Annotated in this window: 20 protein-coding genes; 1 reads left to right on the plus strand and 19 read right to left on the minus strand. The window is 71.2% G+C overall.

The window, feature by feature from the left end; all coding sequences use genetic code 11:
• The 11 genes from CC117_RS31300 to CC117_RS31350 all read right to left on the minus strand — a co-directional run.
• On the minus strand, positions 1-555 hold a 555-nt coding region (locus CC117_RS31300; RefSeq protein WP_116287946.1), incomplete at its 3' end, for an aminotransferase class I/II-fold pyridoxal phosphate-dependent enzyme.
• 84 nt (positions 556-639) lie between these two features.
• Complete coding sequence (locus CC117_RS37700; protein ID WP_071091262.1) at positions 640-2,085, minus strand: lytic transglycosylase domain-containing protein; 1,446 nt, start codon at positions 2,083-2,085, stop codon at positions 640-642.
• A 368-nt stretch (positions 2,086-2,453) separates the two neighbouring features.
• Positions 2,454-3,578 (minus strand): hypothetical protein, encoded by a 1,125-nt coding sequence (locus tag CC117_RS31310; RefSeq protein ID WP_071091264.1) that lies wholly within the window; start codon positions 3,576-3,578, stop codon positions 2,454-2,456.
• A gap of 82 nt (positions 3,579-3,660) precedes the next feature.
• Positions 3,661-4,278: a hypothetical protein gene (locus tag CC117_RS31315; protein ID WP_071091267.1), complete on the minus strand. Its 618-nt coding sequence runs from the start codon at positions 4,276-4,278 to the stop codon at positions 3,661-3,663.
• Between the two features lie 120 nt (positions 4,279-4,398).
• Positions 4,399-7,212 (minus strand): PQQ-dependent sugar dehydrogenase, encoded by a 2,814-nt coding sequence (locus CC117_RS31320; RefSeq protein ID WP_241830586.1) that lies wholly within the window; start codon positions 7,210-7,212, stop codon positions 4,399-4,401.
• A 219-nt stretch (positions 7,213-7,431) separates the two neighbouring features.
• On the minus strand, positions 7,432-8,427 hold the full coding sequence (locus tag CC117_RS31325) for a sugar phosphate isomerase/epimerase family protein (protein WP_071091269.1): 996 nt from the start codon (positions 8,425-8,427) through the stop codon (positions 7,432-7,434).
• Positions 8,428-8,549: 122 nt separating this feature from the next.
• On the minus strand, positions 8,550-9,743 hold the full coding sequence (locus CC117_RS31330) for a Gfo/Idh/MocA family protein (protein ID WP_071091324.1): 1,194 nt from the start codon (positions 9,741-9,743) through the stop codon (positions 8,550-8,552).
• Between the two features lie 81 nt (positions 9,744-9,824).
• Positions 9,825-10,877 carry a substrate-binding domain-containing protein gene (locus CC117_RS31335; RefSeq protein ID WP_071091272.1) on the minus strand — a complete coding sequence of 351 codons (1,053 nt, stop codon included), beginning with the start codon at positions 10,875-10,877 and terminating at the stop codon, positions 9,825-9,827.
• A gap of 312 nt (positions 10,878-11,189) precedes the next feature.
• On the minus strand, positions 11,190-12,221 hold the full coding sequence (locus tag CC117_RS31340; protein ID WP_084133068.1) for an ABC transporter permease: 1,032 nt from the start codon (positions 12,219-12,221) through the stop codon (positions 11,190-11,192).
• Positions 12,218-13,768, minus strand: coding sequence for a sugar ABC transporter ATP-binding protein (locus tag CC117_RS31345; protein WP_071091275.1), 1,551 nt, complete (start codon positions 13,766-13,768; stop codon positions 12,218-12,220). Before CC117_RS31345 ends, CC117_RS31340 begins: the two co-directional genes overlap by 4 nt.
• The gene (locus tag CC117_RS31350) at positions 13,765-14,979 is read right to left on the minus strand and encodes an ROK family transcriptional regulator (protein ID WP_071091278.1); all 1,215 of its coding nucleotides are present in this window, start codon (positions 14,977-14,979) and stop codon (positions 13,765-13,767) included. Before CC117_RS31350 ends, CC117_RS31345 begins: the two co-directional genes overlap by 4 nt.
• A 322-nt stretch (positions 14,980-15,301) precedes the next feature.
• Between CC117_RS31350 and CC117_RS31355 the strand changes: the two genes are divergently transcribed.
• Entirely contained in the window at positions 15,302-16,492 is a 1,191-nt protein-coding gene (locus CC117_RS31355; protein WP_071091281.1) for an ROK family protein, read from the plus strand.
• A gap of 70 nt (positions 16,493-16,562) precedes the next feature.
• On the opposite strand, the gene CC117_RS31360 is transcribed toward CC117_RS31355, so the two are convergent.
• From CC117_RS31360 to CC117_RS31395, 8 genes are all read right to left on the minus strand, one after another.
• Positions 16,563-17,573, minus strand: coding sequence for a sugar phosphate isomerase/epimerase family protein (locus CC117_RS31360; protein WP_071091284.1), 1,011 nt, complete (start codon positions 17,571-17,573; stop codon positions 16,563-16,565).
• 109 nt (positions 17,574-17,682) lie between these two features.
• Entirely contained in the window at positions 17,683-19,110 is a 1,428-nt protein-coding gene (locus CC117_RS31365; RefSeq protein ID WP_071091287.1) for an alkaline phosphatase family protein, read from the minus strand.
• Positions 19,111-19,113: 3 nt separating this feature from the next.
• On the minus strand, positions 19,114-20,379 hold the full coding sequence (gene eboE, locus CC117_RS31370) for a metabolite traffic protein EboE (RefSeq protein ID WP_071091290.1): 1,266 nt from the start codon (positions 20,377-20,379) through the stop codon (positions 19,114-19,116).
• A gap of 6 nt (positions 20,380-20,385) precedes the next feature.
• Complete coding sequence (locus CC117_RS31375; RefSeq protein ID WP_071091293.1) at positions 20,386-21,312, minus strand: TatD family hydrolase; 927 nt, start codon at positions 21,310-21,312, stop codon at positions 20,386-20,388.
• Between the two features lie 12 nt (positions 21,313-21,324).
• Positions 21,325-22,098, minus strand: a complete 774-nt coding sequence (locus CC117_RS31380) for an EboA domain-containing protein (protein WP_116287947.1) — start codon at positions 22,096-22,098, stop codon at positions 21,325-21,327.
• A gap of 5 nt (positions 22,099-22,103) precedes the next feature.
• Positions 22,104-23,018: a sugar phosphate isomerase/epimerase family protein gene (locus CC117_RS31385; RefSeq protein ID WP_071091296.1), complete on the minus strand. Its 915-nt coding sequence runs from the start codon at positions 23,016-23,018 to the stop codon at positions 22,104-22,106.
• Positions 23,015-24,019 carry an SCO3242 family prenyltransferase gene (locus CC117_RS31390; protein ID WP_071091299.1) on the minus strand — a complete coding sequence of 335 codons (1,005 nt, stop codon included), beginning with the start codon at positions 24,017-24,019 and terminating at the stop codon, positions 23,015-23,017. Before CC117_RS31390 ends, CC117_RS31385 begins: the two co-directional genes overlap by 4 nt.
• Positions 24,019-25,287 carry an inositol-3-phosphate synthase gene (locus tag CC117_RS31395; RefSeq protein WP_116287948.1) on the minus strand — a complete coding sequence of 423 codons (1,269 nt, stop codon included), beginning with the start codon at positions 25,285-25,287 and terminating at the stop codon, positions 24,019-24,021. The genes CC117_RS31390 and CC117_RS31395 overlap by 1 nt, the downstream gene beginning before the upstream one ends.
• Between the last annotated feature and the right edge of the window lie 175 nt (positions 25,288-25,462).

A 25,462-nucleotide genomic window follows, 5' to 3' on the forward strand; every position in this document is an offset into this window, starting at 1 on the left:
CGGGGAGTTGAGGAGCAGCAGTCGCGTCCGCGGGGTGACCAGGGCCCGCAGAGCGTCGAGATCGGGGCGGAAGTCGGGTGCCCGCAGGGTCACCGGAAGCAGCCGGGCACCGGCCATCGCGACACAGGCGGCGTAGGAGTCGTAGAACGGCTCGAAGGCGATGACCTCGTCGCCGGGCTCCAGCAGTGCCAGCATGGCCGCCGCGATCGCCTCGGTGGCACCGGCGGTGACCAGGACCTCGGTGTCGGGGTCGACGTCCAGGCCGTAGAAGCGTTTCTGGTGTGCAGCGATGGCGACACGCAGTTCGGGGACGCCGGGGCCGGGCGGGTACTGGTTGCCGCGGCCCTCCCGCAGCGCCCGCACCGCCGCCTCCCTGACCGCCTCCGGGCCGTCGGTGTCGGGGAAGCCCTGGCCCAGGTTGATCGCACCGGTGGCGGCCGCCAGTGCGGACATCTCCGCGAAGATGGTCGTCCCCATCCCGCCCAGCCTGCTGCTGAGCAGCCCCTTTGTGCGCACGGCCAACAGATCCCCGTCCTCGTCGCCTGCCAGGAACATACCTCCGTCCCTCGGCCGGGCGGCCCGTCGAAGTCGGCATCGGCGAGCCCGAAGGCAGTGCACCACGCAGGGCTTTGCCGATCCTCAGCCGCGAGGCTCGCTGACGGTCGGCTCGGGGGCGGTGTCGGCGCTGCTCGGGGTCGATGCCGGGTTGGGGGGCGGGCTCGGGGTCGCCACGGCGGTCGTCGCCGGGGCAGCTGGCGGCGGGCTGGATGGCGATGCCGGCGGCGACGGCGGGACCGGCGAGGGCGGAACCGGCGACGACGGCTCGGCCGGAACGGTGGGCACGGTCGGCGACGACGGAGTCCGGGTCGGTGCTGGTGCTGGTGCGGCTGGTGGCTGCTCCGTCGGCGAGGCGGGCTGAACCGGCGTGGCGCCAGGTGTCGGGGTCTCCGAGGGCGGGCCGCTGGGCGGTGGGACCGGCGTGTCCGGGCTGCCAGGGCTCGGGCTGGGACTTCCGGGACTGGAGCTGGGGCCGCCGGGGCTGGAGCTGGGGATTTCGGGGCTGGAGCTGGGGATTTCGGGGCTCGGGTTCGGCGTCGGCACGGCTGTGGGCACTGGCGCGGTCGTGGACGCCGGCGCGGTGGGGATGGGCGTGTCGGCGTTTGGCGCGGTGGCGGGTGGCACGGCGTTCGGGGTGAGGCGGGTGATCGGGAGGGCGTCGGGGGTCGAGGTGTCCCCGGGCTGGGCTGTGGCTCCGCCCTGCCGGTAGCCGGCCATCCAGGTCAGGACGGTGCGGACGTAGGCATCGGAGGGGTTGTACGAGTGGATCGCGGCGCGCAGCTGGTCGGGGTCGGCCAGGTCGCGGCCGTGGGCGCACAGGTAGTGGCCGGCGGCGAGGGTGGCGTCGTGGATGTTGTGCGGATCCCTGCGTCCGTCGCCGTTGCCGTCGCGACCGGAGACGGCCCAGGTGGTGGGGATGAACTGCATCGGTCCGACGGCGCGGTCGTAGCGGGTGTCACCGTCGAGGGCGCCGTCGTCGGTGTCGCGGATGAGCGCGACGTCGCCCAGGCCGTTGAGGGCCGGGCCGAGGATGGGACGGGTGACGGTGCCGTCCACAGCGAGGGGTCGRCCGGCGGCATGGCCGGACTCGACCTTGCCGATGGCGGCGAGCAGTTCCCAGGGCAGGTGGCAGCCAGGCTGGTCGGCGGCGAGCTGGTCGGCGGCCTCCTTGTAGGCGGTGAGGACGCGGGCGGGGATGCCCTTCGCGGTGGTGGAGAGGGTGATGGGTACAGCGCCTGAGCCACCGGACGAGCGTCCCGCCCCGGTGGCACCGCTCCGCCTGACACCGGACTCCGCGCCAGGTTCCACGGCACCGGCCGCCGCAGCGGCGGCGGCTTCCGCGGCTGCCGCCGCCAGGGCATCAGTGGAGACGGTCGACGGGTCGGTGGGCCCGGCGCCGTTGGGAACGAGCTCGGGCACAGCCCAGACGCCAGGCCGCGGACGCTGCTGGTCGATCTCCGACGTCCCGTAGCCGTCTCGAGGGGTGGCGGCCGCGCAGCACAGCAGTACTCCGGCCGCGAGGCTCACCGGTAGCACCGCCCCTCGCACCGGGCCCGTCCGGCTCCCGCGGCGCGCCGCTGCCGGAGGGCGTGCCGATGCCGGGCTGGGCGCCGGTGCCAGGTGGCGTGCCGGTAACCGGTGGCGTGCCGGTGACCGCTTACGGCGGTGACGTCCTCGACGACTCACCAGAACCTTCCTCCCGAGTCCGGAGAGATCCGGATATCGATGTCAGACGGCTGCGGGGATGGGACAACGGCGGCCCCGGGCCCGTGTGCGGGAGGGGATGCCGCACCGGGTCCGGGACCGCCCGCTCAGGGCGGGGGCCTCTCGCCGTCGGCCGTCCAGGCCGCGTGCCCGCGCTCCGCGGCGCCTCGACCGACGGCCCCGCGTTGTTCTCACCCGGACGCGGCCGGAGCCTGTTCCTGGGGGCGGGCCTGCGCCTGGGCCAGTTTCTGTTCGAGCCGCCGGCGTTGGCGCCGTCCCCGCCAGAAGCCCGCGAGGACGAGAAGCACCCCGGCGAGGATGATCAGCTGCGGCCAGGGGACGGCCCAGGCGACGAACGTCCTCGTCACCGGCCGGGCCGTCGCTGCCGGGTCGCCTTCGGCGGAGGCGGCGGAGACCAGGGTGACCCTGCCGGTGACGATGCCCAGCGGCCAGACCTTGGTGACGGTGGTGGTCAGAGATCGCCGGTCTCCTGGCAGCAGCTCCGCGGGCCCGGGCCTGCCGTTGCTGCTTCGGGACTCTTCGGTCCTGCCGGCCGCTTCCACACCGGCGTCGACGGTCAGGTGCGTGTTGCCGTCGTTGACGGCGTCGTAGGTGATGTCGAGCGACCCGGGCTCGAAGGGGTTCCAGCTCAGCGCGTACGACGTGTGAATGTTGTCGACGGCCACGGACGGGCTCAGCTCTCCGGTCACCCGGGTCATCACCCTGAATCCGACCCTGCTCTCGATACCGATGTTCGCGCCGCCGGGCCCCTGGCTGACCGACATCAGCGAGGCCGCTATCCCGGCCGGATGATCTCCGGGGGTGGCGTTGCGGGGAACGGTGACGGTGAACGGGAGAACGGCGCTCCCGCCGGCTTCGACGGTGACCGTGTCCGGTGCCTCCACCCATGTCCCCGCCTCGCGGGAGGGTCTGGCGGAGGGAAGCATGTTGAACCGGCCCGTGTCGGTGAAGTAGCCGTCCGCCGTCGTGATCGAGAACGTGGCGGGCGTACGGCCGAGGTTGCGCACGGCGACGTGTTCCGTCGCCGACTCGCCGGGGTCAAGGGTGAGCTCGACCCAGGAACGTCCATCCGGGCCCTGCTCGTCGGCAGGCCTGACCGTCCAGGTGACGGTCGCAGCGCGCTCGTCTTCCGGGGCGGCGCCCGGGTCGGCGCCCGGCGCGCTGCCTGGCGGCGCCGCACCTTCCGGGGCGGCACCCGCCGGCGGTACCGAGCCGGCGGCGACGAGGAGAGGCACGGCCAGGGCGATCAGCGCGCGGAAGCGCGCGGTCCGCCGGCGGCCGGTGTGTGGATGCATGCTCGTGGGTCCGTTCCTCGGCGGGCGTGGCCACGGGCCGCTCCTGGCGTCCACGGCCACGCCCGCACGATGACTCTCGCGGCTATTCGAAAAGGGAAAGCGTCAGCGTCGCCGTGTAGTCACCTGCGGCGACGGTGGTGGGGGTGCGCAGGAACAGATCCGCGTTGGCGGTCCACTGCCCCTCCTCGGCTACGGCGGCGGAGTCCGCGGCGAGCGCAAGCAGTTCCTGGTCCACCAGGCCCGGTCCCGAATCAAGGACGGTCCCGACCTCGTCGCCTTCCGCCACGAGCCCGGACTCGCCACCGTCGATCAGCCGCGGCGCCCAGCCCAGGTGCCCGGCGGAAATCGCCTCCTGCCCACTGTCACCCGTGAAGTCGGTGGACGTCCCGAGGACGTACCAGAAGGCGCCGTCGGGAATGTCGTCCGCCGAGCGGGTGTCGGTGACCGTGACGGACGGCAGCGTCCCGGTGAACTGCCGGACCAGCGCGTCCGATCCGTTCTCGGTGAGAGCGGTGGTGGTACCGGCGACGCTCAGCGCGAGCACCCCGGGCTCCTCGATCTCGGGGATCTCCACGTTGACCGAGACGCCGCTCTCGCCGTGGTTCTCCTCCGCGATGGCCACGCCGGCAACGCTCGCGAGCATCAACGCCCCCGCGGTCACCGCCGAGACGCGCAGAAGCCGTCCATCGATTCTCGTCATTGTTGTCTCTCCGTCCCTACGGCCGTATCCGCGTTCCGGCCGTGGGCCGGTCAGGCGGCTGGTGATGAGTTGTCGGGCACAGTGGGGGCCCGCCGCCGGGGGCGGGCCCCCACCCCTGTCTCACCCGCAGGAGCGGGCCTCGTAGGCGGCTTCGGTCGTCACCGACACCGGGCTTCCGTCGACCGTGGCCGAGGCCACGACGGTCGCCAAGCCAGCAGGAATGCTGGCGAGCCGGGTCGTGAAGGCGTGGAAGGCGTTCGTTCCGGGCGCCACCCCGGTGAAGTCACGCGTTCCGTACGTCGTCTGGATCGAGACATCCACCGGGACCTCGTCCGTGTTCGTCACGGTCACCGCGGGAAGCACCCGCCCCGCAATGCAGCGGGTTTCCGCTGTCACCTGCACGTTCAGCGACGGCTCCGGAAGGGCCTCGTTGGAGAAGGTGAAAGAGTCGACCTCCACGCCTCCCGTGGAGGTCACGAACACCTGCCCGGTGCCCGTGGGCGGAGTGGGCAGCGCGGTGACGACCGTCGCCCATCCCGCATCCGCGGAGACCGGTACCGTCGCGAACGGCTCGGCGTCCGCCGCGTTCCAGTGCAGCGACAGGGTGCCGCTGCCGCTGACCCTCGTCTGCACCTGGGTGACACCGGTGAAGTTCACCGGGTCGTAGGCGATCCAGTCCTCGGGGTCGAAGGACGTGAGGGCCCGCAGGCCGGACGCGGTCTCGTCGTCGGCGACCGTCACACCGCTGCTGCTGTCCGCGTGCTCGGCCTCCATGAGCCGCGGGTTGAGAATGACCTGGGCCTCACCGGTGGCTCCCGGGATGCCGTTCGCCCCGTTGTCCCGGTAGGTCACACCCAGCACGCCGAAGACGTTCTCGGTCTCGCCGTGCCCGGCGTCCGCGGGCGTCGGGACAGTGCCCTGGCAGCCCGTTCCGCTGTTGACCGGATGGGCGTGCTGGTTGTGTCCCAGGCCGAAGGTCCAGGAAACCCGGCTACAGGTCACCGCGGTCCCGTCCTCGGGATCGGTGATCTGTACCTGGAAGGGAATCCCGTCCCCCCAGGAGAAGAACAGTCCGTTGACCGGAGTGGTCAGGGCAACCGTGGGGGCCGTGTTGCCCACGGTGATCTCCTCGGAGGCGAGACCGATTCGCCCTTCCGGATCGGTCACGCGCAGGCCTGCGAAGAACTGGCCGTTCGCCGGATAGATATACGACACCGAGACCCCCGTGGCGTCATAGGTGCCGTCACCGTCGAAGTCCCACTCGTATGTCAGTGCCCCTTCTTCGGGGTCGAACGAGGCGGCGGCGTCGAACTCCACCGCGAGCGGTGCCTGCCCCGAGGTCACGGAGGCGGTGATGCGGGCCTGCGGTGAGAGGTTTCCCGGCGCGTAGTCGATGCGGTAGAGACCCGCGTCCGGGTTCTGTCGGAAGAACCCGTCGCCGTACTCCAGTACATAGAGCGAGCCGTCCGGACCGAACTCGAGGTCCATCGGGTTGTCCCAGAGGGGCTGCGCCGCGGCGTTGAGCTCCGCGTTCGGCAGGAAGTTCTCGATCGCGGTGACGGCGCCGTTGTTGTCACCGAGAGTGAAGGCGGCGATGTAGTCCTGGGAGAACTCACCGAGGAACGCCTTGCCGTCCCAGTGCTCCGGCAGCTTCGACGTCAGGGGGTTGGCCTCGTCGAAGTGGTAGATCGGGCCGCCCATCGGCCCCTGGCCCGTCGAGGTGCCGAAGGCCGTCAGTTCCGGCCAGGGCTGGTCGCCGTCGTTGTCGCCGTACCAGAGGTCGGCGTCCTCCGAGGCGCCTATCTCGGTGAGGCCGGTGTTCCATCGTGAGTTGTTGACCAGAGCGTTGCAGTCGAACGGCTCGCGGGGAGTGGCGGTCTCGAAGTTCCACTCGTTGTAGGGCCGGCTGTCCGCGACGCAGTAGGGCCAGCCGCTGTTCACCGGCGTGGTGACCGGTGTCTGGTTCCACTCCACGAGGCCCATCGGGCCGCGTGTGTCGGACGGGGTGCCGGCGTCCGGGCCGTAGTCACCCCACAGGACCGACCCGGTCTCGGCGTCGACATCCATCCGGAACGGGTTGCGCACGCCCATCACGAAGATCTCCGGACGGGTCCCGGCGGTTCCCGGCGCGAACAGGTTGCCGGGCGGAGTCGTGTAGGTGCCGTCCTCCTCCACGTGGATCCGCAGAATCTTGCCGCGCAGGTCGTTGGTGTTCCCGGCGCCGCGGCGGGAGTCGAATCCTGGGTTCATGCCGGGTGCGTCGTTGTTGGGTGCGTACCCGTTCGCCCCCGGGGTGGAGGCGGGGGTGTTGTCGCCCGTCGCCAGGTACAGGTTTCCGTCGGCGTCCCAGCCGACGTCACCACCGACGTGGCAGCACTGGCCACGCTGGGTCTCGACCTGGATGATGACCTGTTCTGTGGACAGGTCCAGGCCGTCGCCGGTCCACTGGAAGCGGGAGAGCTGGTTGTGGCCGCGCCACTGGTCCCAGTACGACTCGTCCGCGCCGGCGGGCAGGGAGTTCGGCGCGGCACCGGTGGGGGTGTTCAGCCGCGGAGCGTAGTACAGGTAGACCCAGTGGTTGTTTTCGAAGTCCGGGTCGATCGAAATGGTCTGCAGGCCGTCCTCGGAGTTCGCGTACACCGGGATGGCGTTGACGATCCTCGTGATACCTGTCGACGGGTCGGTGAGGCGAATGTCGCCGTTTCGCGCGGTGTGCAGGATCCGCCGGTCCGGCAGGATGGCGAGGTCGATCGGCTCGCCGACATTGCGGGTCAGCAGGATCCGTTCGTAGTTGGCTGTTTCGGTGGCGGCGGGGTCTTCCGGGTGCGGGTCGTCCGGGTGCGCCTGCGCCGGGCGGACGACGGCGACCAGGCTGACTGCGAGTAATGCGGCGACCACCGCAGGCGCGACTAATCGTCGCAGGTTAGAATGCATAAGACGCTTCCTCGGCGGGAGGTGTCARCAGGAGAGTGGCCGGACCGTCCGTCACACCGGTGCTACGGTAGGACAGCTGAAGGCGGCCCGGCCGCTTGCCGCTTTCACAGCAAGCGGTTCTTCATCGGGAGATGGTGTACCTCGGGGATTCACCGGGGGCTGTGCCCGATCTCGGCCGTGCTCGGTCTCGACCGTGCCCGATCTCAGCCGTGCCCGATCTCAGCCGCGCAGGTTGGCCATGGCCTGGAAGCTGCGCTCGGCCGCCCCGAACGAACCGGGCGGGTTGGGCAGCGTGCTGGGGGCGGTGTCCTGCTCCCAGATCGGCTTGTACGGCTTGCCGCTCTGGTTGACCTTGCGCAGGAAGTCCGCGAAGGGAAGGTCCCCGGCCCCGAACTCGACGATGTCGTAGCCGTTCGCGTTCTCCGGGTTGGTGTCGCCGTCCTTGATGTGGAAGAGCGGGTACCGCCCCTTGTTCGCCAGGACGTACCTGGCGGGGTCGAACCCCGGATAGCGATACGCACCGACATAGGCCCAGTAGATGTCCATCTCGAGGTACACCAGCCTGGGGTCGGTGTTCTTCAGGAACACGTCGTAGAGTCGCACCCGCGGCTGGTCGGTGGCGAACGCGAACTCGCCGGCGTGGTTGTGCTGGTAGAACTTGAGCCGTCGTCTGGCCGCTGCGGCCCCGATCTCGTTGAAAACCTCGGCGGCCGCCTTGTAGCCGGCCACGGTGTTGTCACCGGTCGGCGCGTTGGCCGTGCCCACATAGCTCAGACCGAGGATCTGCGCGTTCTCGAACTCGATCTCCCGCTGGCTGGGATTGGTGAAGTTGCCCAGGCCCACATGGCTGCCCGCGCCGACGAGGCCGTTGTCATCCAGCAGCTGGCGGATCTCGGGAACCGTGATCTGCCGCCCGAGGATCGAGGTGCTCTGGGTGTAGCCGGCGAACTCCACCTCCCGGAAGCCGATCCGCGAGAGCTCCTCGAAGACAGCCCGGAAACCCAGCTGGCTGACCTTGTCGCGGATGCTGAAGAGCTGGATTCCGAGCTTGTTCTTCGGGAGCAGCCGGCCCTTTGCCGGGCCGTGCACCGGGCCATGGGCCGGGGAACCGGCCAATGCGGGTGTGGAGCCGGCCAGGGTGGCCGCGCTGACGGCGACGGTGCCGCCGACCGCGGCCTGCAGCAGGCGCCGACGGTTGATCTTCTCCTGGGTCACGCGTTCTCCTCGCGTAAAAGATGGGAAGTCTCGTGCCGATGCATCGGTGACTCAGTTCTCTCCTTTCCGGTGTCGGATCTCTCCGCGGGCGGCCCGGCCGGCTGCCCGGCCACCCGCGAGGCTCAGGTGAGAAGGGAGGCGGTGTCGCCGTCGACTGCCGCCGAGACGGCGGTGTCGATCTCCTCCCAGCAGCCGTTCCGCGCGGCGCTGCGCTCCACCGCGGCGAGAACCTGCTGGACCCGCAGACCCTCGGCGAAGGAGGGAAGCGGATTGTCGCCCCGCCCCACGGCCACCAGGAAATCGCGGATCTCATGAATGAACGTGTGGTCGTAGCCGAGGCCGTGCCCGGGTGGCCACCAGGCGTTCAGATAGGGATGGGACGACTCTGTCACCAGAATTCGACGGAATCCCGCGGTACTCGGAGCCTCGGTGTGATCGTAGAACGACAGTTCGTTCATCGTCTCGAAATCGAAGGCGAGGCTGCCGGCCGATCCGTTGATTTCGAGGCGGATTGCGTTCTTGCGTCCGGAGGCGAATCTGGTCGCCTCGAAGGCGGCGACGCCGCCACCCGAGAGTCTGCTGATGAACAACGCGCAGTCGTCGACCGTCACCGTGCCCAGCTGCCCGGCGTCCGGGGCCACCGAGCCGTCAGCCGCCACCGACGGCATCGGCCGTTCCTTCACGAAGGTCTCGGTCAGGGCCGACACGCCGGTGAGCAGCTCCCCGGTGACGAACTGGGCGAGATCGATGATGTGCGCGCCGATGTCGCCGAGCGCACCCGAACCGGCCCGGTCCCGGCGCAGCCGCCACACCAGTGGGAACCCGGGGTCGACGATCCAGTCCTGGAGGTACTGGGCCCGGACGTGCCGGATGGTGCCGAGCCGGCCCGCCGTGACGATCTCGCGAGCCAGCGCGAGCGCCGGCACCCGCCGGTAGTTGAACCCCACCATCGATCGCACCCCGTGGCGGGCCGCGCGCTCGGCGGCCCTTGTCATGGCCACAGCCTCCTCGACCGTGTTGGCCAGGGGCTTCTCGCACAGGACGTGCTTGCCAGCCTCGAGCGCCGCGATGGCGATCTCGGCGTGGTTGTCACCCGGCGTGCACACATCCACGAGCGCGACGTCATCGCGCTCCACCAGCCGACGCCAGTCGGTCTCCGCCGACAACCAGCCGAGGCGCCTCGCCGCGGCATTCACCTTCTCGGCGTCGCGGCCGCAGACAACCGTCATCTCCGGGGTGACCGGAAGATCGAAGACGTGGCTGACATTACGCCAGGCATGCGAGTGCGTGGCGCCCATGAACGTGTACCCCACCATGCCGACGCCCAGCGTCAGCTTGCTGTCCTGGGACAAAAGAAACCTCCGCCCGGTCCTCGCCTTCCACCTAGCGGCGAGGGATTACTCGAAACCGACGGCCAGATAGTCGTCGACGTTGTCCCTGGTCACGACCGCCGAATAGGTCGTGATCGACGCCGGGACCTCGTGCTCGGCCAGGCCGCCGAGCCCCGAGCCCTGCGCGAGCAGACGCGCCAGGGAGATCGCCGAGGAGGCCATACTCGGGCTGTAGAGCACGGTGGCCTTGATCACGGCGTTGTCACTCTTGATCTGATCCATCACCCGGCGGGATCCGGCTCCGCCGACCATGAAGAACTCCTCCTCACGGCCGGCCTGCCTGATGGCCGCCTCCACCCCGATGCCCTGGTCGTCGTCGTGGTTCCACAACGCGTCGATCTGCCCCTCGGCCTGCAGGATCTGGGCGGTGACCTCCTGACCGGTCGCGGCCGTGAAGTCGGCGGCCTGGCGCGCGGTGACCCTCAGGCCCTGCGCTTCGAGCGCCTCGCGGAACCCCCGGCTGCGCTCCTGGGTCAGCTCGAGGCTGTCGATGCCGGCGATCTCGACGATCACGGGGTTGCTGACGTTGCGGCTCCGCAGCGTGTCGGCGATGTAGCGGCCGGCGTTGGCGCCCATGCCGTAGTTGTCGCCGCCGATCCAGGTCCGATAGGCCAGCGGCGAGGCGAAAACACGGTCGAGGTTGACCACCGGGATGCCTGCCGACATGGCCTCCGTCGCGATCTCGGTCAGGGCGTTGCCGTCGAAGGGCAGGATCACCAGCGCATCGACGTCCCGGTCGATCAGGGTCCTGACCGCGGAGATCTGCTGTTGGACGTCGTTGGTTCCCTCGGTGGCCTCGAAGGTGACTTCGGGGAACTGGTCGGCCTGCGCCGTGGCGTTCTTGCTGATGGCGCCCATCCAGCCGTGGTCGGCCGCGGGCGCCGAGAACCCGATGGTGACCGGCCGCCCGGGTGCCGCGGAGGCGTTGGTGACCGTGGTCGTCGTGCCGGACGAACTCGAGTCGTTGCCCGTGCAGGCCGCAAGCGCCGCGGTGGCACCCGCGGCCGCGCTGCCCAGAAAAAAGCGACGGTTCAATAACCTCGGGGATAACTGGGTCATTTTCTCACTCCCTTGGTGTCGAAGTCCTGAGGACGGCCTGGCTGGGACGATTTCCTCGTCTTTCCCCGTGAGACGGGGCAGAGCAGGAAAGAGCAGGGCAGGGCGGACGGGCTGGAACGACGGAAGAAGAACCGGTCCGGAGCGCGCGGGGCGGGACCTGCGCAGATGCCAGGCGCCAACGGCGGTTGTCCCCTTCGGGACCCGGGATTCGTGATGTGCTGCCGCGCGGCACGTGCGCCGCGGTCGCGTTCTCTCGACTGCTTACCTGGATCGCACTGTTCCGCTTACCTGGATCGCGCTACCTGGATCGCGCTACCTGGATCGTGCCGTCCCGCGCCGTTGCAGCAGCACGGCCGCCACGATGATCGCACCCTTGGCAATGTTCTGGATGGGAGTCGACAGATTGTTGAGAATGAACAGGTTGGTGATCGTGGTGAAGGTCAGTACGCCCAGGATGGAGCCGACCAGCGAGYCGCGTCCCCCGCTCAGCAGCGTCCCACCGATGATGACCGCCGCGATGGCGTCCAGCTCGTAGAGGCTCCCGTGCGTGCTGGCACCGGTGTTCGTCTGCGCTGTCAGCATGATGGCGGCGATGCCGCAGCAGAACCCCGACAGCAGGTAGAGCAGTGCGGTGTGCCGCCGGACGTTGATTCCCGCGAGCCGGGCCGCCTCCGGGTTACCGCCGACGGCAAAGGTACGGCGGCCGAAGGTGGTGCGGTTCAGCACGACCCAGCCGACCGCGCAGACGACGGCGAGAATGTAGACGAGCATGGGAATGCCGAGCCATTTCGCCAGTGCGATGTCGGCGAAACTGTTCACCTCCACGACCTGGGAGCGGCGGTTCGACATCTGCTCGGCGAGACCGCGGGCGGAGGCGAGCATCGCGAGAGTGACGATGAACGGAACCAGGCGGCCGTAGGCGATCAGTGCACCGTTGATCAGACCGGCGCCGGAACCCACCAGCAGAGCGGTGAACACCATGGCGGTCAGGCCCAGGTCCTGGGTGGCGACGGTGGTCGACCAGACCGAGGCCAACGCGATGATCGCCCCGACCGACAGATCGATGCCTCCCCCGATGATGACGAAGGTCATCCCGACCGTGACGATGYCGATGACCGATGCCGTGGTGAGGATGTTGATGACGTTGGATCTCGTCAGGAAGGCGTCGGGCTCGGTCACCGCGCCGATGACTCCGAGAACCAGCAGGACGACGACCAGGCTGAGGATCCGGGACTCGCCGGCCCGGCCCAGCAGCCTTCCCGGTGCCCACGGTGCCCGGGCCTGCGCCGCGGGCATCCCGGGCGGGGCCTGCTTCTTCGCCGGTGTGGAGACCCGCCCGTTCATACGACAGCACCACCTTCCATGACAAGATCGAGAACGGAGTGCTCGTCGAGGGTCTCCGCGGCTGCCTCCCGCACCACCCGGCCCTCCCGCAGCACCAGCACCCGGTCGGCCAGACCGAGAACCTCGGGAATCTCGCTGGACACGAGCAGGACGCCCATGCCGGAGTCGGCGAGCTGGCGGATCAGCGCGTACAGCTCCGCACGCGCCCCGATGTCGACACCTCGGGTGGGCTCGTCCAGCAGCAGCAGGCGGCACTCCCGCAACAGCCACCGCGCGAGCACGGCCTTCTGCTGGTTGCCGCCGGACAGCAGTCGGGTGACGCGGCCCGGGATCGCGGGGCGGAGGTCAAGCGTGCGGATCAGCCGGGTGGCGTCCTCGAGCTCCCGGCGGCGGTCCAGCCAGCCCAGCCTGGAATAGCGTGGCAGCGAGGCCGCGCTGACGTTCCGCGTGATCGAGTGGTCGAGGAAGAGCGCCTGGCTCTTGCGCTCCTCGGGGGCGAGCCCCATGCCGCGGGCGACCGCGGCGGTGACGGTGCCCGGTCGCAGCGCTCTGCCCTCGAAGAACACCCGGCCGGTGTCAGCACGACGCGCTCCGTAGATGGTCTCCAGGATCTCCGACCGCCCGGAGCCGACCAGGCCGGCGAGGCCGAGGACCTCACCGCCGTGCAGGGTGAACGAGATGTCGGTGAACTCGCCGTGCCGGGTGAGGCCCTCCACGCGCAGCACTTCGGTCCGCGCGGGCTCCGGATCGTCCGGCGAGGGGTTGGATGTCGTCGCGGCGGTCGCGCGGGACCTGCGGGGCGGAAAGGCGTGCTCGATCGAGCGGCCGGTCATCAGGGAGACGATGTGGGATGTCGGGGTGCTCCCGGCGTCAAGCCCGGAGGCTGCGGTCTGCCCCTCCCGGAGCACCGTCACCCGATCGCCGATCTCCCGGATCTCGGCCAGCCGGTGCGAGATGTACAGGGTGRCCACGTCCGCGGCGGCGAGTTCCCTGATCACTCGGAAGAGATTGTCCACCTCATCGGCGGCCAGTACGGCGGACGGCTCGTCCATCACGATGATCCGTGCATCGCGGGAAAGCGCCCGCGCCATGCTCACGATCTGTTTCCCGGCCGCCGATAATCGGCCGACCTCACGCCGGGGAGATATCTCTCCGTGTCCCAGTCGCTCGAGGAGGGCGGCTGCCGCGGTGTAGGTGTCGCCACGGCGGACGAAACCGAGGCTTGACCGCTCGTGCCCCAGGAAGATGTTCTCGGCGATGGAGAGGCCGTCCACGAGGTCGAGTTCCTGGTAGATCGTGGCCACTCCGAGCCRCATCGCCGCGACCGGCGTCGGGAGCTGTACCTTCTCGCCCTGCCAGCGGATGACGCCCTCATCCGGCTGTTGGGCCCCGGCCAGGATTTTGATCAGTGTCGACTTGCCGGCGCCGTTCTGCCCCAGCAGGCAGTGGACCTCGCCGGCCCGCACCTCCAGGTCGACTCCGCCCAGTGCCCGCACACCGGGGAACTCCTTGACGATGCCGGACATCGCGAGCAGGGGCGGGTTCATACGCGCTCCCCCGGTAACAGCGCTGGCGGGGACTCCACCGCGAAGACCTGGTCGCTGATCAGGCGAGCCGCACCGACGACGCCCGCGTCCTTCCCGAGTTCGGAGAGCGCGATCGGCAGGTTGCTCGTCGCCAGCGGCAGGGAGCGCCGGTAGACAACGGCGCGGATCTCGGCGAGAAGCGCGTGCCCGAGACCGGCGACGCCACCGCCTATCACGATGAGTCCGGGATTGAAGAAACTGACCAGGCCGGCGAGGACCTGACCGACCCGGCGACCGCCGTTTCGGATGAGCTCCATGGCGGCGGGGTCGCCGGTGGCCACTGCGTGGGCCACGTCCGCGGCGGTCAGCTGCCCTGCCCGCGCAAGCCGCTCGGCGAGGAACGGCGAGGAACCCGAGCGCGCCGCCGCGGCGGCATCCCTGGCGAGAGCAGCCCCGCCGAAGTACGCCTCCAGGCACCCGATGTTGCCGCAGGCGCAGGGCGGGCCGGCAGCGTCGACGCTGATGTGCCCGATGTCGCCGGCGCTGCCGTCCACGCCCCGGTAGCAACGGCCGTCGACGAACAACGCCGCGCCTATACCGGTACCGATCTTCAGGAAGAGGAAGTCGTCCACGGACCGGGCCAGGCCGGCATGCCGCTCGCCCAGCCCCATGACGTTCACGTCGTTGTCCACGAGGACCGGACATCCCAGTGCCTGGGTCAGGACGTCCCGGACCGGGAACCGGTGCCATCCCGGCATGATCGGCGGACTCACCGGGACTCCGTCGCGAAAGCTCACCGGGCCGGGGACCCCCACTCCCGCGCCGTGCAGGTCGTGCAGGGTCTCCTCGGCGCGAAGCTTCTCGGCGAGCCGCAGGACCTCCGAGAGCACGGCCTTGGGCCCCTGGCTGACGTCGAGCGGCTCGGACGCGCGCCTGACGATCTCCAACTGCCCGGTGGTGACGGCGACGTCGATCGAGGTCGCGCCGATGTCCACCGCGACGAAGCGGATGTCGGAGGACAGCTGGACGATCGACGACCGACGACCGCCCCGGGACGCGGCCAGTCCCGCGCTCTCGACCAGTCCGAGCTCCGTGAGCCGGTCGAGCTCGCTGGCCACCTTGGATCTCGACAGTCCCACCGCCTCGCCGAGCTCGGCGCGGGAACGAGGCCCCTCATCCCGCAGCAGTCGGAGCAGGCGCGCCTGATAAGCGTTCTCCGGCCTGACAGGCATCAACCTCAACTCCACCCTCCCCCCATGGGGCGACGATTCGGACGCAAGCGTACGCCGTTTCGACGAAATGAGGAATATGTTTCACTAGATCGCTACTAACTTTCGCTTCGTCGAGAACAAAGTCCCCCCGCAACGGACATATGCCCCAGGTCGCCGCCCCGGCGGCGACCCCGGCTCGGCGCGACGAGGGCGGGAGTGCCAGCAATTCCAACTACCCGATTGCCCGATCCAGTCACCTGCAGTGACTACAGGCCGCACTTATGTCGATAATCAGACAAAAGTCGATCACGATGATCGAGAGTTAGGTGGAAAGACTAGGGTCATGGCGCCTACATCCAACGTCGTACGCTCTGCCCAACGGTCGGGCGGCGCGGGCGAGCTCTTCCAGATGCYGCGGGACGGCCGACCGCGGACCAGGGCGGATCTGGCCACCCGCACCGGTCAGGCCCGGTCGACGATCGCCGCGCGGGTGGACCAGCTCCTGGCCTCGGGCCTCGTCACCCCGACAGGAGAGTCGGCCTCGACGGGTGGGCGGCCGCCCACCACGTTCGTCTTCAACCCCGGGGCGCGCCTGGTGGTGGCCGTCGACCTCGGAGCTCTGCACGGGCACGTCGCGATCACGGACCTCGCCGCGAACGTCCTGGCCGAGCGCAGCGAGCCGCTTCCGATCCAGCAGGGGCCCGACGACGTCCTCGACTGGGTCGCGAGGACGGGGCTGGACCTGCTGGCACAGAGCGGTCGTTCGCTGGACGAGGTCGTCGGTGTCGGCGTCGGCCTGCCGGGTCCGGTGAACCACGAGACCGGCCGGCTGACCCACCCGCCGATCATGCCCGGGTGGGACGACTACGACGTGCCGGCCAGGCTGAGCTCGGTCTTCCGGACGTCGGTGCTGGTCGACAACGACGTGAACATCATGGCGCTGGGCGAATACCACACGGCCTGGCGCAATGTCGACCATCTCCTCTTCATCAAGATCGCCACCGGCATCGGTGCGGGCATCATCAACGACGGGCGGCTGAGTCGCGGTGCCCAGGGCGCGGCCGGGGACCTCGGCCATGTGGCGGTGGCGGGCCGCGAGGACGTGCCCTGCCGGTGCGGCAACGCCGGCTGCCTGGAGGCCGTGGCCAGCGGCCAGGCCATCGCGCGGACGCTGCGCCGCCACGGCCTCGACGTGCCCGGCAGCGACGAGGTCGTGACTGCCGTCCGGGCCGGGAGCCTCCTCGCCGGGCAGACCGTACGCCAGGCCGGGCGGGACATCGGCGGTGTCCTGGCGACATGCGTGAGCCTGCTGAATCCCGCCGTGATCRTGCTGGGTGGCATCGTGGCCGAAGCCGGGGRGTATCTGCTGGCAGGGATCCGCGAGGTCGTCTACCGGCGTTCACTGCCCCTGGCCACCCAGCATCTGCGGATCGTGTCCTCCCAGGCGAAGGGGCGTGCCGGCATCCTGGGCGCAAGCATCATGGTCACCGACCACGTGCTTTCACCAACGGCCGTGGACGCCCTGCTGACCTGAGCCGCTGAACTGACCCACTGGTCTGACCCGCCGGTCTGACCCGCTGACCTGCCCCGCTGACCTGCGCCGTTCAGCGGCGGGTGGAGAACGCCGTGTCGAACGCCGCCGCCGACGGCTGGATCGCGTTGAGGCCCCGGACGAACGCCAGCGCCTCCGGCGCGCCGACGAGCCGGTCCATCCCGGCGTCCTCCCATTCGATCGAGATCGGCCCGTCGTAGCCGATGGCGTTCAGTGCCCGGAAACTGTCCTCCCAGGGCACGTCACCGCGCCCGGCCGAGACGAAGTCCCAGCCCCGGCGCGGATCCCCCCAGGGCAGGTGCGAGCCGAGCCGGCCGTTGCGGCCGTTGCCGACCCGCCGCCGGGTGTCCTTGCAGTCGACGTGGCAGATGCGGTCGGCGAAGTCCAGGATGAACGCCACCGGGTCGAGGTCCTGCCACACGAAGTGGCTCGGGTCCCAGTTCAGCCCGAACGCGGGATGGCGGTCGACGGCGTCGAGGGCGTGCAGCACCGTCCAGTAGTCGTACGCGATCTCGCTGGGGTGCGTCTCGAAGGCGAAGCGGACCCCGACCTCGGTGAAGACGTCGAGGATGGGGCGCCAGCGGTCGGCGAAGTCCCGGTAGCCCGCCGCCACCGTCTCGGCGGGCACCGGCGGGAACATCGCCACGGTGTGCCAGATCGACGAGCCGGTGAACCCGACGACGGTGCGCACCCCGAGCTTGGCGGCGACCCGGGCCGTGTCGGCCATCTCCGCGGCGGCCCGGCGCCGGACGCCTTCGGGCTCCCCGTCCCCCCAGACCCGGGCCGGCAGGATGGCCTGGTGGCGTTCGTCGATCGGGTGGTCGCAGACGGCCTGGCCGACGAGATGGTTCGAGATGGCCCAGACCTGAAGGTTGAATTTGCGCAGGATCTCTAATCTGCCGGGCAGGTAGTCGTCCTCGGCGAGGGCACGGTCGACCTCCAGGTGGTCGCCCCAGCAGGCGATCTCCAGTCCGTCGTAGCCCCACTGCGAGGCCAGTCGGCACACCTCGACGAACGGCAGGTCGGCCCACTGGCCGGTGAACAGGGTGATCGGACGGGGCATGGCGGGCTCCTCCTGCGGAAGTCAGCTGCCGGGGCGAGGCCAGCAGGGTCAGCGAGGCCACCGGGGTCAGTGCGGCCAGCGAGGTCAGTGAGACCGGGTGGGGCGCGGGTCAGCGGGGGTCGGGTCGGGCCGCCGTCCGCGCCGCGGGGAGCGGTGCGGCGAGCCCGGCGAGCCGGAGCAGCAGGTCCTTCACCTCGGTGGCCCGGATCGACTCGGTGCCGGCCGCCGGGTCGGAGCAGATCAGTACCGGAGCGTCGTCCGCCGAGGTGGGCAGCCGGCCGTGGCTGCCCCGCACGCAGGACGGATCAAGCGGGACGACCTGCATGCTGTAGCGCAGGCCGAGCTTCCGGCGGACCAGCGCGGCGCCGGCGCGCGCCTTCGCCCACGGATCCGCGGGGTCGAAGAACAACTCGGCGGGGTCGTAGCCGGGCTTGCGGTGGATCTCGACCGTGCGGGCGAAGTCCGGTGCGCGGGCGTCGTCCAGCCAGTAGTAGTAGGTGAACCAGGCATCCGGTTCGGCCACCAGGACGAGTTCGCCGGAGCGCGGATGGTCCAGCCCGTACCGGGCCTTGCCGCCACCGGCGTCGTCGAGGACCTCGTCCACCCCCGGCAGCCGGGCACACAGGTCCCGGACCCGGGCCAGCTCGTCGGGATGACGGACGTAGACGTGCGCGATCTGGTGGTCCGCGACGGCGAACGCCCGCGACGCCCACGGGTCGAGCAGCTCCCGCCCGTCCTGGACGTACACCTCCAGCAGCCCCGCCCGGCGCAGCGCCCGGTTGACGTCGACGGGACGGCGCACGGCCGTGATCCCGTACTCGCTGAGCACCACCGTCGTGGCGCCGCGCGCGCGGACGTCGTCGAGCAGCGGCCCCAGCACCTCGTCGACCTCGCGCGCGGCGACCGCGGCGCGCGGGTCGTCCGGGCCGTACCGCTGCAGGTCGTAGTCCAGATGGGGGACGTAGACGAGCAGGCAGTCGGGGCGATGCCGGTCCAGGATCGAGCTGGCCGCGGCGGTGATCCACCGCGACGAGGCGATCCCCGCGGTCGGCCCCCAGTACTGGAACAGCGGAAACGGCCCCAGCTCACCGGTCAGCTCGTCGTGCAGGTCGGCCGGACGGACGTAGCAGTCCGGCGACTTGCGGYCGTCCGCGTGGTAGACCGGCCGGGGGGTGACGACGATGTCGGTGGCCGCCCCCATCGCGTACCACCAGCACACGTTCGCCACCCGCCACCCGGGGACGCGGGCCCGTGCGGCGTCCCAGAGCTTCTCGCCCCCGACCAGGGCGTTGTGCTGGCGCCACAGCATGGGCTCGCCCAGGCCGCGGAAGTACCAGCCGTTGCCGACGATGCCGTGCTCACGGGGAAGGGCACCGGTGAGCAGGGTCGCCTGGACCGAGCAGGTGACGGCGGGCAGCACCGGATCCAGCCGGGCCCGGAACCCACTGCCGGCCAGCCGGGAGAGGTTCGGCATGTGCCGCAGCAGTCGGGGGGTCAGGCCCACGACGTCCAGAACAACCACAGGTGTCGCAGTCATCGGTCAGCTCCTCACCGACGTCGCGGGGTCGGCGAGGCCGGCCTGACCGACGCCGCCCGGACCGACGCCGCCCGGAGCGACCGCGCTCAGGCCGACGGCGGTCAGGTGGCGCCGGGCCCAGTCGAGTTCGGCGGCGATCCCGGCGACCAGACCCGCGTCGTCGGTGGGACGCTGCCCGGCGGGGAGCACGTCCCAGGTGTAGGTCTCCACCTCGAGGTGATCGGTCCGGGCCGACCTGCCGCCGAACAGCCGGGTCAGTGTGTCCACCAGCACCGGGCTGGTGCTCGCGAGCGGCGCCGGCGGCCGGGCGTGGAGCGGCAGGTGGAAGTGGACCCGCCAGGGTGCGTCGGTGCGCAGCGGCCGGGGGCCGTGCAGCGCCTCGGCCAGATCGTCGACGCCGACCGCGACGCCCGCTCCGCCCCCGCCGCCATCCCCGCCCGGGGGCGAGACCCGGGTCTGATGCAGGAAACGCGGCTCGACGAACCGCTCCAACCGGGTCCGGCTGGCCGGATCCGCGGGGTCGGCCACGTGCAGCGCGCAGGACGCCTGCGCCTTGACGATCGGCAGTCCGGCGGCCTCGAGCCGGGCCAGTGCCGTCGCCGGATCCTCGAACGCGACGGCCAGGTGGCAGATGTCGAGGCACACCCCGATGCGGTCGGTGTCCACCGAGGCCAGGTGCACCACCGCGTCGTTGATCGTCTCCGCGACGCAGCCCGGTTCGGGTTCCAGCCCCACCCGGATCACCCGGCCGGTCGTGGCCTCCAGCCGCTCCAGGTGCTCCGCCAGCTCGGCCAGGTGCCGCCGGGCGGCGTCGCCCCGGGCCGGCGTCCAGCCGGAGCCCCAGCCCAGGGGCAGGGTGGAGATGYTGCCCCGGGCCTCGTCGGGCAGCAGGTCGGCGAGCACCTCGGCGACGTCGACGGTGTAGTCGAGCCGGGACCGCTCGGACCAGTCCGGTGCGTACACGGCGTGCCCGACGACCGGGGCGTGAAAGCCCCGGTAGGGGAACGCGTTGACGGTCACGACCTCCAGCCCCCGGGCATGCAGCTCGGCGCGCAGCCGGCGGCGCGCCGCCCCGTCCCGGGCGAGGCCGGCGGCGGTGTCGCGGGCGAGCCAGAGACCCACGCCGAGCAGGTCGACACCGAGCCGGTGGCGCACCGGTTCGGTGAAGCGGGCCAGCTGCCCGACCACGCCGTCGACGTCCTCCGCGGGGTGCACGTTGGTGCAGTAGGCGAGGTGGATTGTGGTGCCGTCCGCATGACGCAGCCTCATCGCCGGTCAGCTCTCCGGCCGGGTGCCGCGCAGCACCGAGTTGCCCGCGAAGGTCGCCGTGGGCTCCGCCGGCACGACGCCTCCGACGCCTCCGATGTCCTCGATGTCCTCGATGTCCTCGCCGTCGCCCCCGGCGTCGTCGCCGACGTCCAGCCGCCCGCTCTGCGCGAAGAAGGCGACCGGGTTACGCCACAGCACCGTGTCGACGTCGTCGTCGGTGAAACCGGCGGCGAGCATCGCCCGCCCGGTCCGATGGGTCCGTAACGGATCGCTGCGACCCCAGTCGGCGGCCGAGTTGACCAGCACGGATCTGGTGCCGTACTCCCGCAGGATCGCCACCATCCGGTCAGGATCCATCTTGGTGTCCGGGTAGATGGAGAACCCCATCCAGCAGCCGGAGTCGGCGACCAGCCCGACGGTCACCTCGTTGAGGTGGTCGATGATCACCCGGTACGGGGGGATGCCGGACTCCCGGATCACGTCGAGGGTGCGGCGGGTTCCGCTGATCTTGTCGCGGTGCGGGGTGTGCACCAGCACCGGCAGGTCGTGCTCGACAGCCAGTTCGAGCTGGCGGGCGAAGGCCTCGTCCTCCTCGGGCGTCATGGAGTCGTAGCCGACCTCGCCCACCGCCACCACGCCGTCCTTGACCAGGTAGCGCGGCAGCTCGTCGAGCACCTCCACGCAGCGCGGGTCGTTGGCCTCCTTCGGGTTGAGCGCGATCGCGCAGTGGTGGCGGATGCCGAACTGGGCGGCGCGGAACGGTTCCCAGCCGATCAGGGCGTCGAAGTAGTCGACGAACGACCCGACGCTGGTACGCGGCTGGCCGAGCCAGAAGGCGGGTTCGACGACGGCGCGCACGCCGACCGCGTACATCTGCTCGTAGTCGCCGGTGGTGCGGGAGGTCATGTGGATGTGGGGGTCGAAGATGCGCATCGGATCTCCTGGTCACCAGAGAGGACGGGCGTTGGCTAATCGGCCCAGCAGCACCTGTGCGTCGGCGGGCAGCCGGCGGCCGGCGGCCGCCCGCTCGGCGGCGAGGTCACCGAGCATCCGGCCGAGTTCGGCGTCGGCCCGCCGCTCGAGGTCCGCCACCACGGTCAGATCCACCTCGAGGAAGACGCACTTGAGCACGCCGTGGCGCCATGCCTGGTCGTCGAGATGGCGTGCCGCGTAGGGTCCGAGCGCCGCCGCGACGAGCCGGGAGTCGTTCGTGCGCAGCGCGTCCCGGGTGATCGCGAGGGCTGCGTCCCCGAGGTTCAGCAGCGGCAGCGCCCGCAGCACACCTCGCTTCTCCGCCGCGTCGCCGTGCTGGTAGATCCGCGTGACCACCGCAACCCTCGGCGCGGTCGCGGTCGGCAGGGCCGCGAGCAGGACGGTGCGGGCGGCGTCCTGGACCTGCCAGCCATCCAGGTCGGTGCGGGGCACGGACGTGTCGGGCGCGGATGTGTCGGGCGCGGATGTGTCGGGCGCGGATGTGTCGGGCTCACCCCGGGCGGCCCACTGCCCCGCGCCGCCCGGGGTGAGCGGTTTACGCCCGCACCAACGCCCAGCCTGGGGAAACAGGCTGGTCAGCGTGTCGGGATCAGCGGCGACGGACGCCGTCGCGGCGGCCAGCCACCTGGTGGCATGGGGGTCCAGCCGGGGCGCCAGGACCCGACGCAGATCGTCCAGTCCGTCGGGTTGGTCAACGGGGTGGGGCTGATCGAGTTCGATCTCCATGGGGGTCACACCTCCTGCTGGCCGGGCCAGCTCCCGTCCGCGGTGCCGGGCCGGCGGCCGGCGGTGGGGACCACCGTCGGCCGCCGGGCCGCCGCGTCGCGCAGAAACTCGATCGACCGCCGGGCCACGTCGGGGGCGGCATGGCTGTGCCGGGGCAGCTCGACGGCGACGAGGCCCCGGTAACCGGTCTGTGTCAGCGCGGCCAGTACCGGAGGAAAGTCGATCTCTCCGGCCCCGAACTCGAGATGGGTGTGGTCGCCCCGACGCATGTCGTCGATCTGGACGTTGCGCAGGTGGGGCCCGGCACGGTGGACGCAGTCGGGCACCGGATCCGGTTCGAGGCACTGGACGTGCCCGATGTCGAGAGTCAGGCCGAACAGCGGCGGCGCGTCCAGCTGTGCTCGGAGCCGCTCGAAACCGGCCACGTCCTCGACGAGCATCCCCGGCTCGGGTTCGAAACCGAGCGGCATGCCGCACCGGTCGGCGTGGGCGGTCACGGTGGAACAGCCCGCCACCAGCCACTCCCAGGCCGAGCGGGGGTCGACCTCGGGCCGGCGCACACCGCTCCAGAACGACACGGCCTCGGCCCCGAGGTCGGCGGCGACGTCGACGGCAAGACACAGGAACTCGGTCCGGCGGGCACGGCCGGTCTCCGCGACGAGCGTCGGCTCGTGTTTGCGCCGCGGGTCGAGCAGGTAGCGGGCACCGGTCTCGACGACCACCGCGAGACCGAGGTCGGCGAGCCGGGCCGCGACCGTGGCTGTCCGGCGGGTCAGCCCGGGTTCGAACGGGTCGAGGTGCGCGTGGTCCAGGGTGAGGGCGACCCCGTCGTAGCCGAGGTCCGCGATGATCGCGAGTGCGTCCTGGAGCCGATGGTTGGTGAAGCCGTTGGTGCCGTAGCCGAAGCGCAGGGCGCTCATGTGGGGGACACCCGCCGCGCCAGCAGCCGGCTCAGCGGGTAGGACGCCATCACCGCCGCCGCGGCGACGGGCGCGCCCGACCGGGCGATCAGTGCCGCCTGCAGGGGAATGAGGCCGAGGATTCCGCCGCCCACCGCGCCACGGATGCGCCCCGCGGTGGGTTCACGGACGGCTTGGACCTGCGCCGTTCCCACGGTCGCGGCGTAGCCGGCGGCGTACGCCAGACCCGCCAGTCTCGCCGGACTCGTCAGTCTCGCCGGCCCGGCTGCGGCGGCGCCGGCGGGCGAGGTGGGTGCGGCGGGCGAGGTGGGTGCGGCGGGTCCGGCGACGAGGACGGCGGTGACGGCGCCGGTGACACCCAGGGCCAGTGCAGGCACGGAACGATGCGCGCCGGTGACCTCCCCGCGGGAGAGCGCCGTCGTCGCGAACGTGTGTGCGCCGACGGCCAGGGCGCCCCGCATCCCCGCCCTGGCCTTGCCCCCACCAGCGGCGGCGGCCGTGGTGGTGGCAGTGGCGCCGAGCAGGACGTCGAGCCCGCGGGCCGCGGCCATCGCCAACGGGCCGGCGGGAGTGTTCTTCAACGCCAGGTCGTAGGCCCACACCACCCCGGCGAGCGGCAGCGCGGTCCGCAGCGCCGGCCGTCCGCCGGTGGCGCCGGCCAGGGCCAGCCCGGCGGCGGTGAGACCGGTCGCGAGCCCCAGCGCGAAACCCGCGGACGCCCGGCCGGAGGGAAGGGGACGCTCCGGCCGCTCGACGCGGTCCAGCTCCCGGTCGGCATAGTCGTTGAGCGCCATCCCGGCCCAGTACAGGCAGACCGAGCTGGCGGCGAGCCCGACGGTACGCGCCGGCCGGGCCGGCCAGCCGGGCCGTGCGCCCGACCCGGCCACCCGGAACGCCTCGTCGGCCCGACACGCCGCGCCGACGAGGACGTCCCCCGGCACGGTCAGCGCCGCCGGGGCACGCACCAGCTCGGCCAGGACCGCGGCGGTGGGGACGGGCATCAGGCCGCCCCTGCCGGTCTGCCCAGCGCGCAGGCCCAGTCCTGCAGGATGCGGTACTGCTCGGGAAGCCGGTGCTCCGTCGTCCCGAGCGGGTCCTTGAAGTAGTACCCCAGCGCGCCCAGCGGGCCGCTGCAGCCGGCCTCGTGCGCGCGGGCGGTGAACCGGGCGAGGTCGAGCACCAGCGGGGCGGCCAGCGCCGAGTCGCAGCCCTGCCAGGTGACCTGCATCGTCATCCGCACACCGAGGAAGCCCTCGAACAGCACGTGGTCCCAGGCTGTCTTCCAGTCGCCCAGCGCCGGTACGTAGTCGATGCGGGTGTCGCCGTCGGTGCGGTGCCCGAGCATCCCCCGCAGTCCCTGCCCCTTGGAGGTGGTCTTGCTCGCCGCGGCCAGGGGATCGGCAAGAGTCGCGCCGTCGCCGCCACCGAGCAGGTTGGTGCCTGACCAGGCCAGGACCCGCAACGCCCGTCCGGTGAACATCGGCGCCAGCGCGCTGCGTAAGAGGGTCTCCCCCGTCTTGCCGTCACTGCCCGCGTACGGCAGTGCCCGCTCCTGCGCCAGCAGGCCCAGTGCCGGCAGCCGCATCCCGGTGGAGGGCGTGAAGTCGACGAACGGGCAGCCGGCCAGGATCGCCGCGTACGCGTAGAGGGAGCTCGCCGGAAGCACGTCGCGGCCGCCGCGGAGCGCGCGTCCAAGCACCGCCGGGTCCTGGTGTTCCGGGCCGGCGGCGAACCGCGGCTCGGTCGACGACACGTTGACCACGACGACCCGCCGCAGCTCGTGACGGTCCCGGAAGGAGCTGATGTCGTCGGCCAGCCGCCGCGCCGCGGTGGCCTGGTCCTCGTGCTCCCGCAGCGGTCCACCGGCGCCGTCGCGTATCTCGGCGTCCGCGGCGGCCAGCTCGTCCTCGACGAGGCTGACGAGATGGGCCGGGACGACGCCGGCCTGGGCCAGCTCGGCAGCCCGCTTCGGCAGGGGTGTCGACGCCACGTCGTGGCCACCGAAGACGAGGTCGTCGAGGCTCGGCAGACCGGCCCCGGCGAACTCGGCCGTCTCACCGGCCATGCCGACCGGCGGAACGAGCCGAGCGCGCATCGCGGACGCGCCGGTGACCACGGTTGTCGCGACAGAGCCGCGGGCTCCCACCAGCCACACACCCACCCGTGGGCGTGGCCCTGGTCCGGCGGCGTCAGGCCCGGCGGCGTCAGGCCCGGCGGCGCCGGTCGGCCTGCTGTCGGCGGGCTCGGCCTTCACCTGGGTTGGGTCCATACCGTCATCCCTGATCTCCTCGGAGGAGGCGTGAGGACCGGGCAAGGCACGCGAGCTCCCCTCGGCCCGACCACCGACCCGAGCCACCGGTTCGACTTCAGTCGCGATGTTGCACGCATCCGTCTTACACGGCGACTCTTTTCTTAGATCTTGCTCTAGTTTCATCGGAGAGAAG

Source organism: Parafrankia colletiae (genome assembly GCF_001854655.1).
In the GTDB taxonomy this organism is placed as follows: Bacteria; Actinomycetota; Actinomycetes; order Frankiales; family Frankiaceae; genus Parafrankia; species Parafrankia colletiae.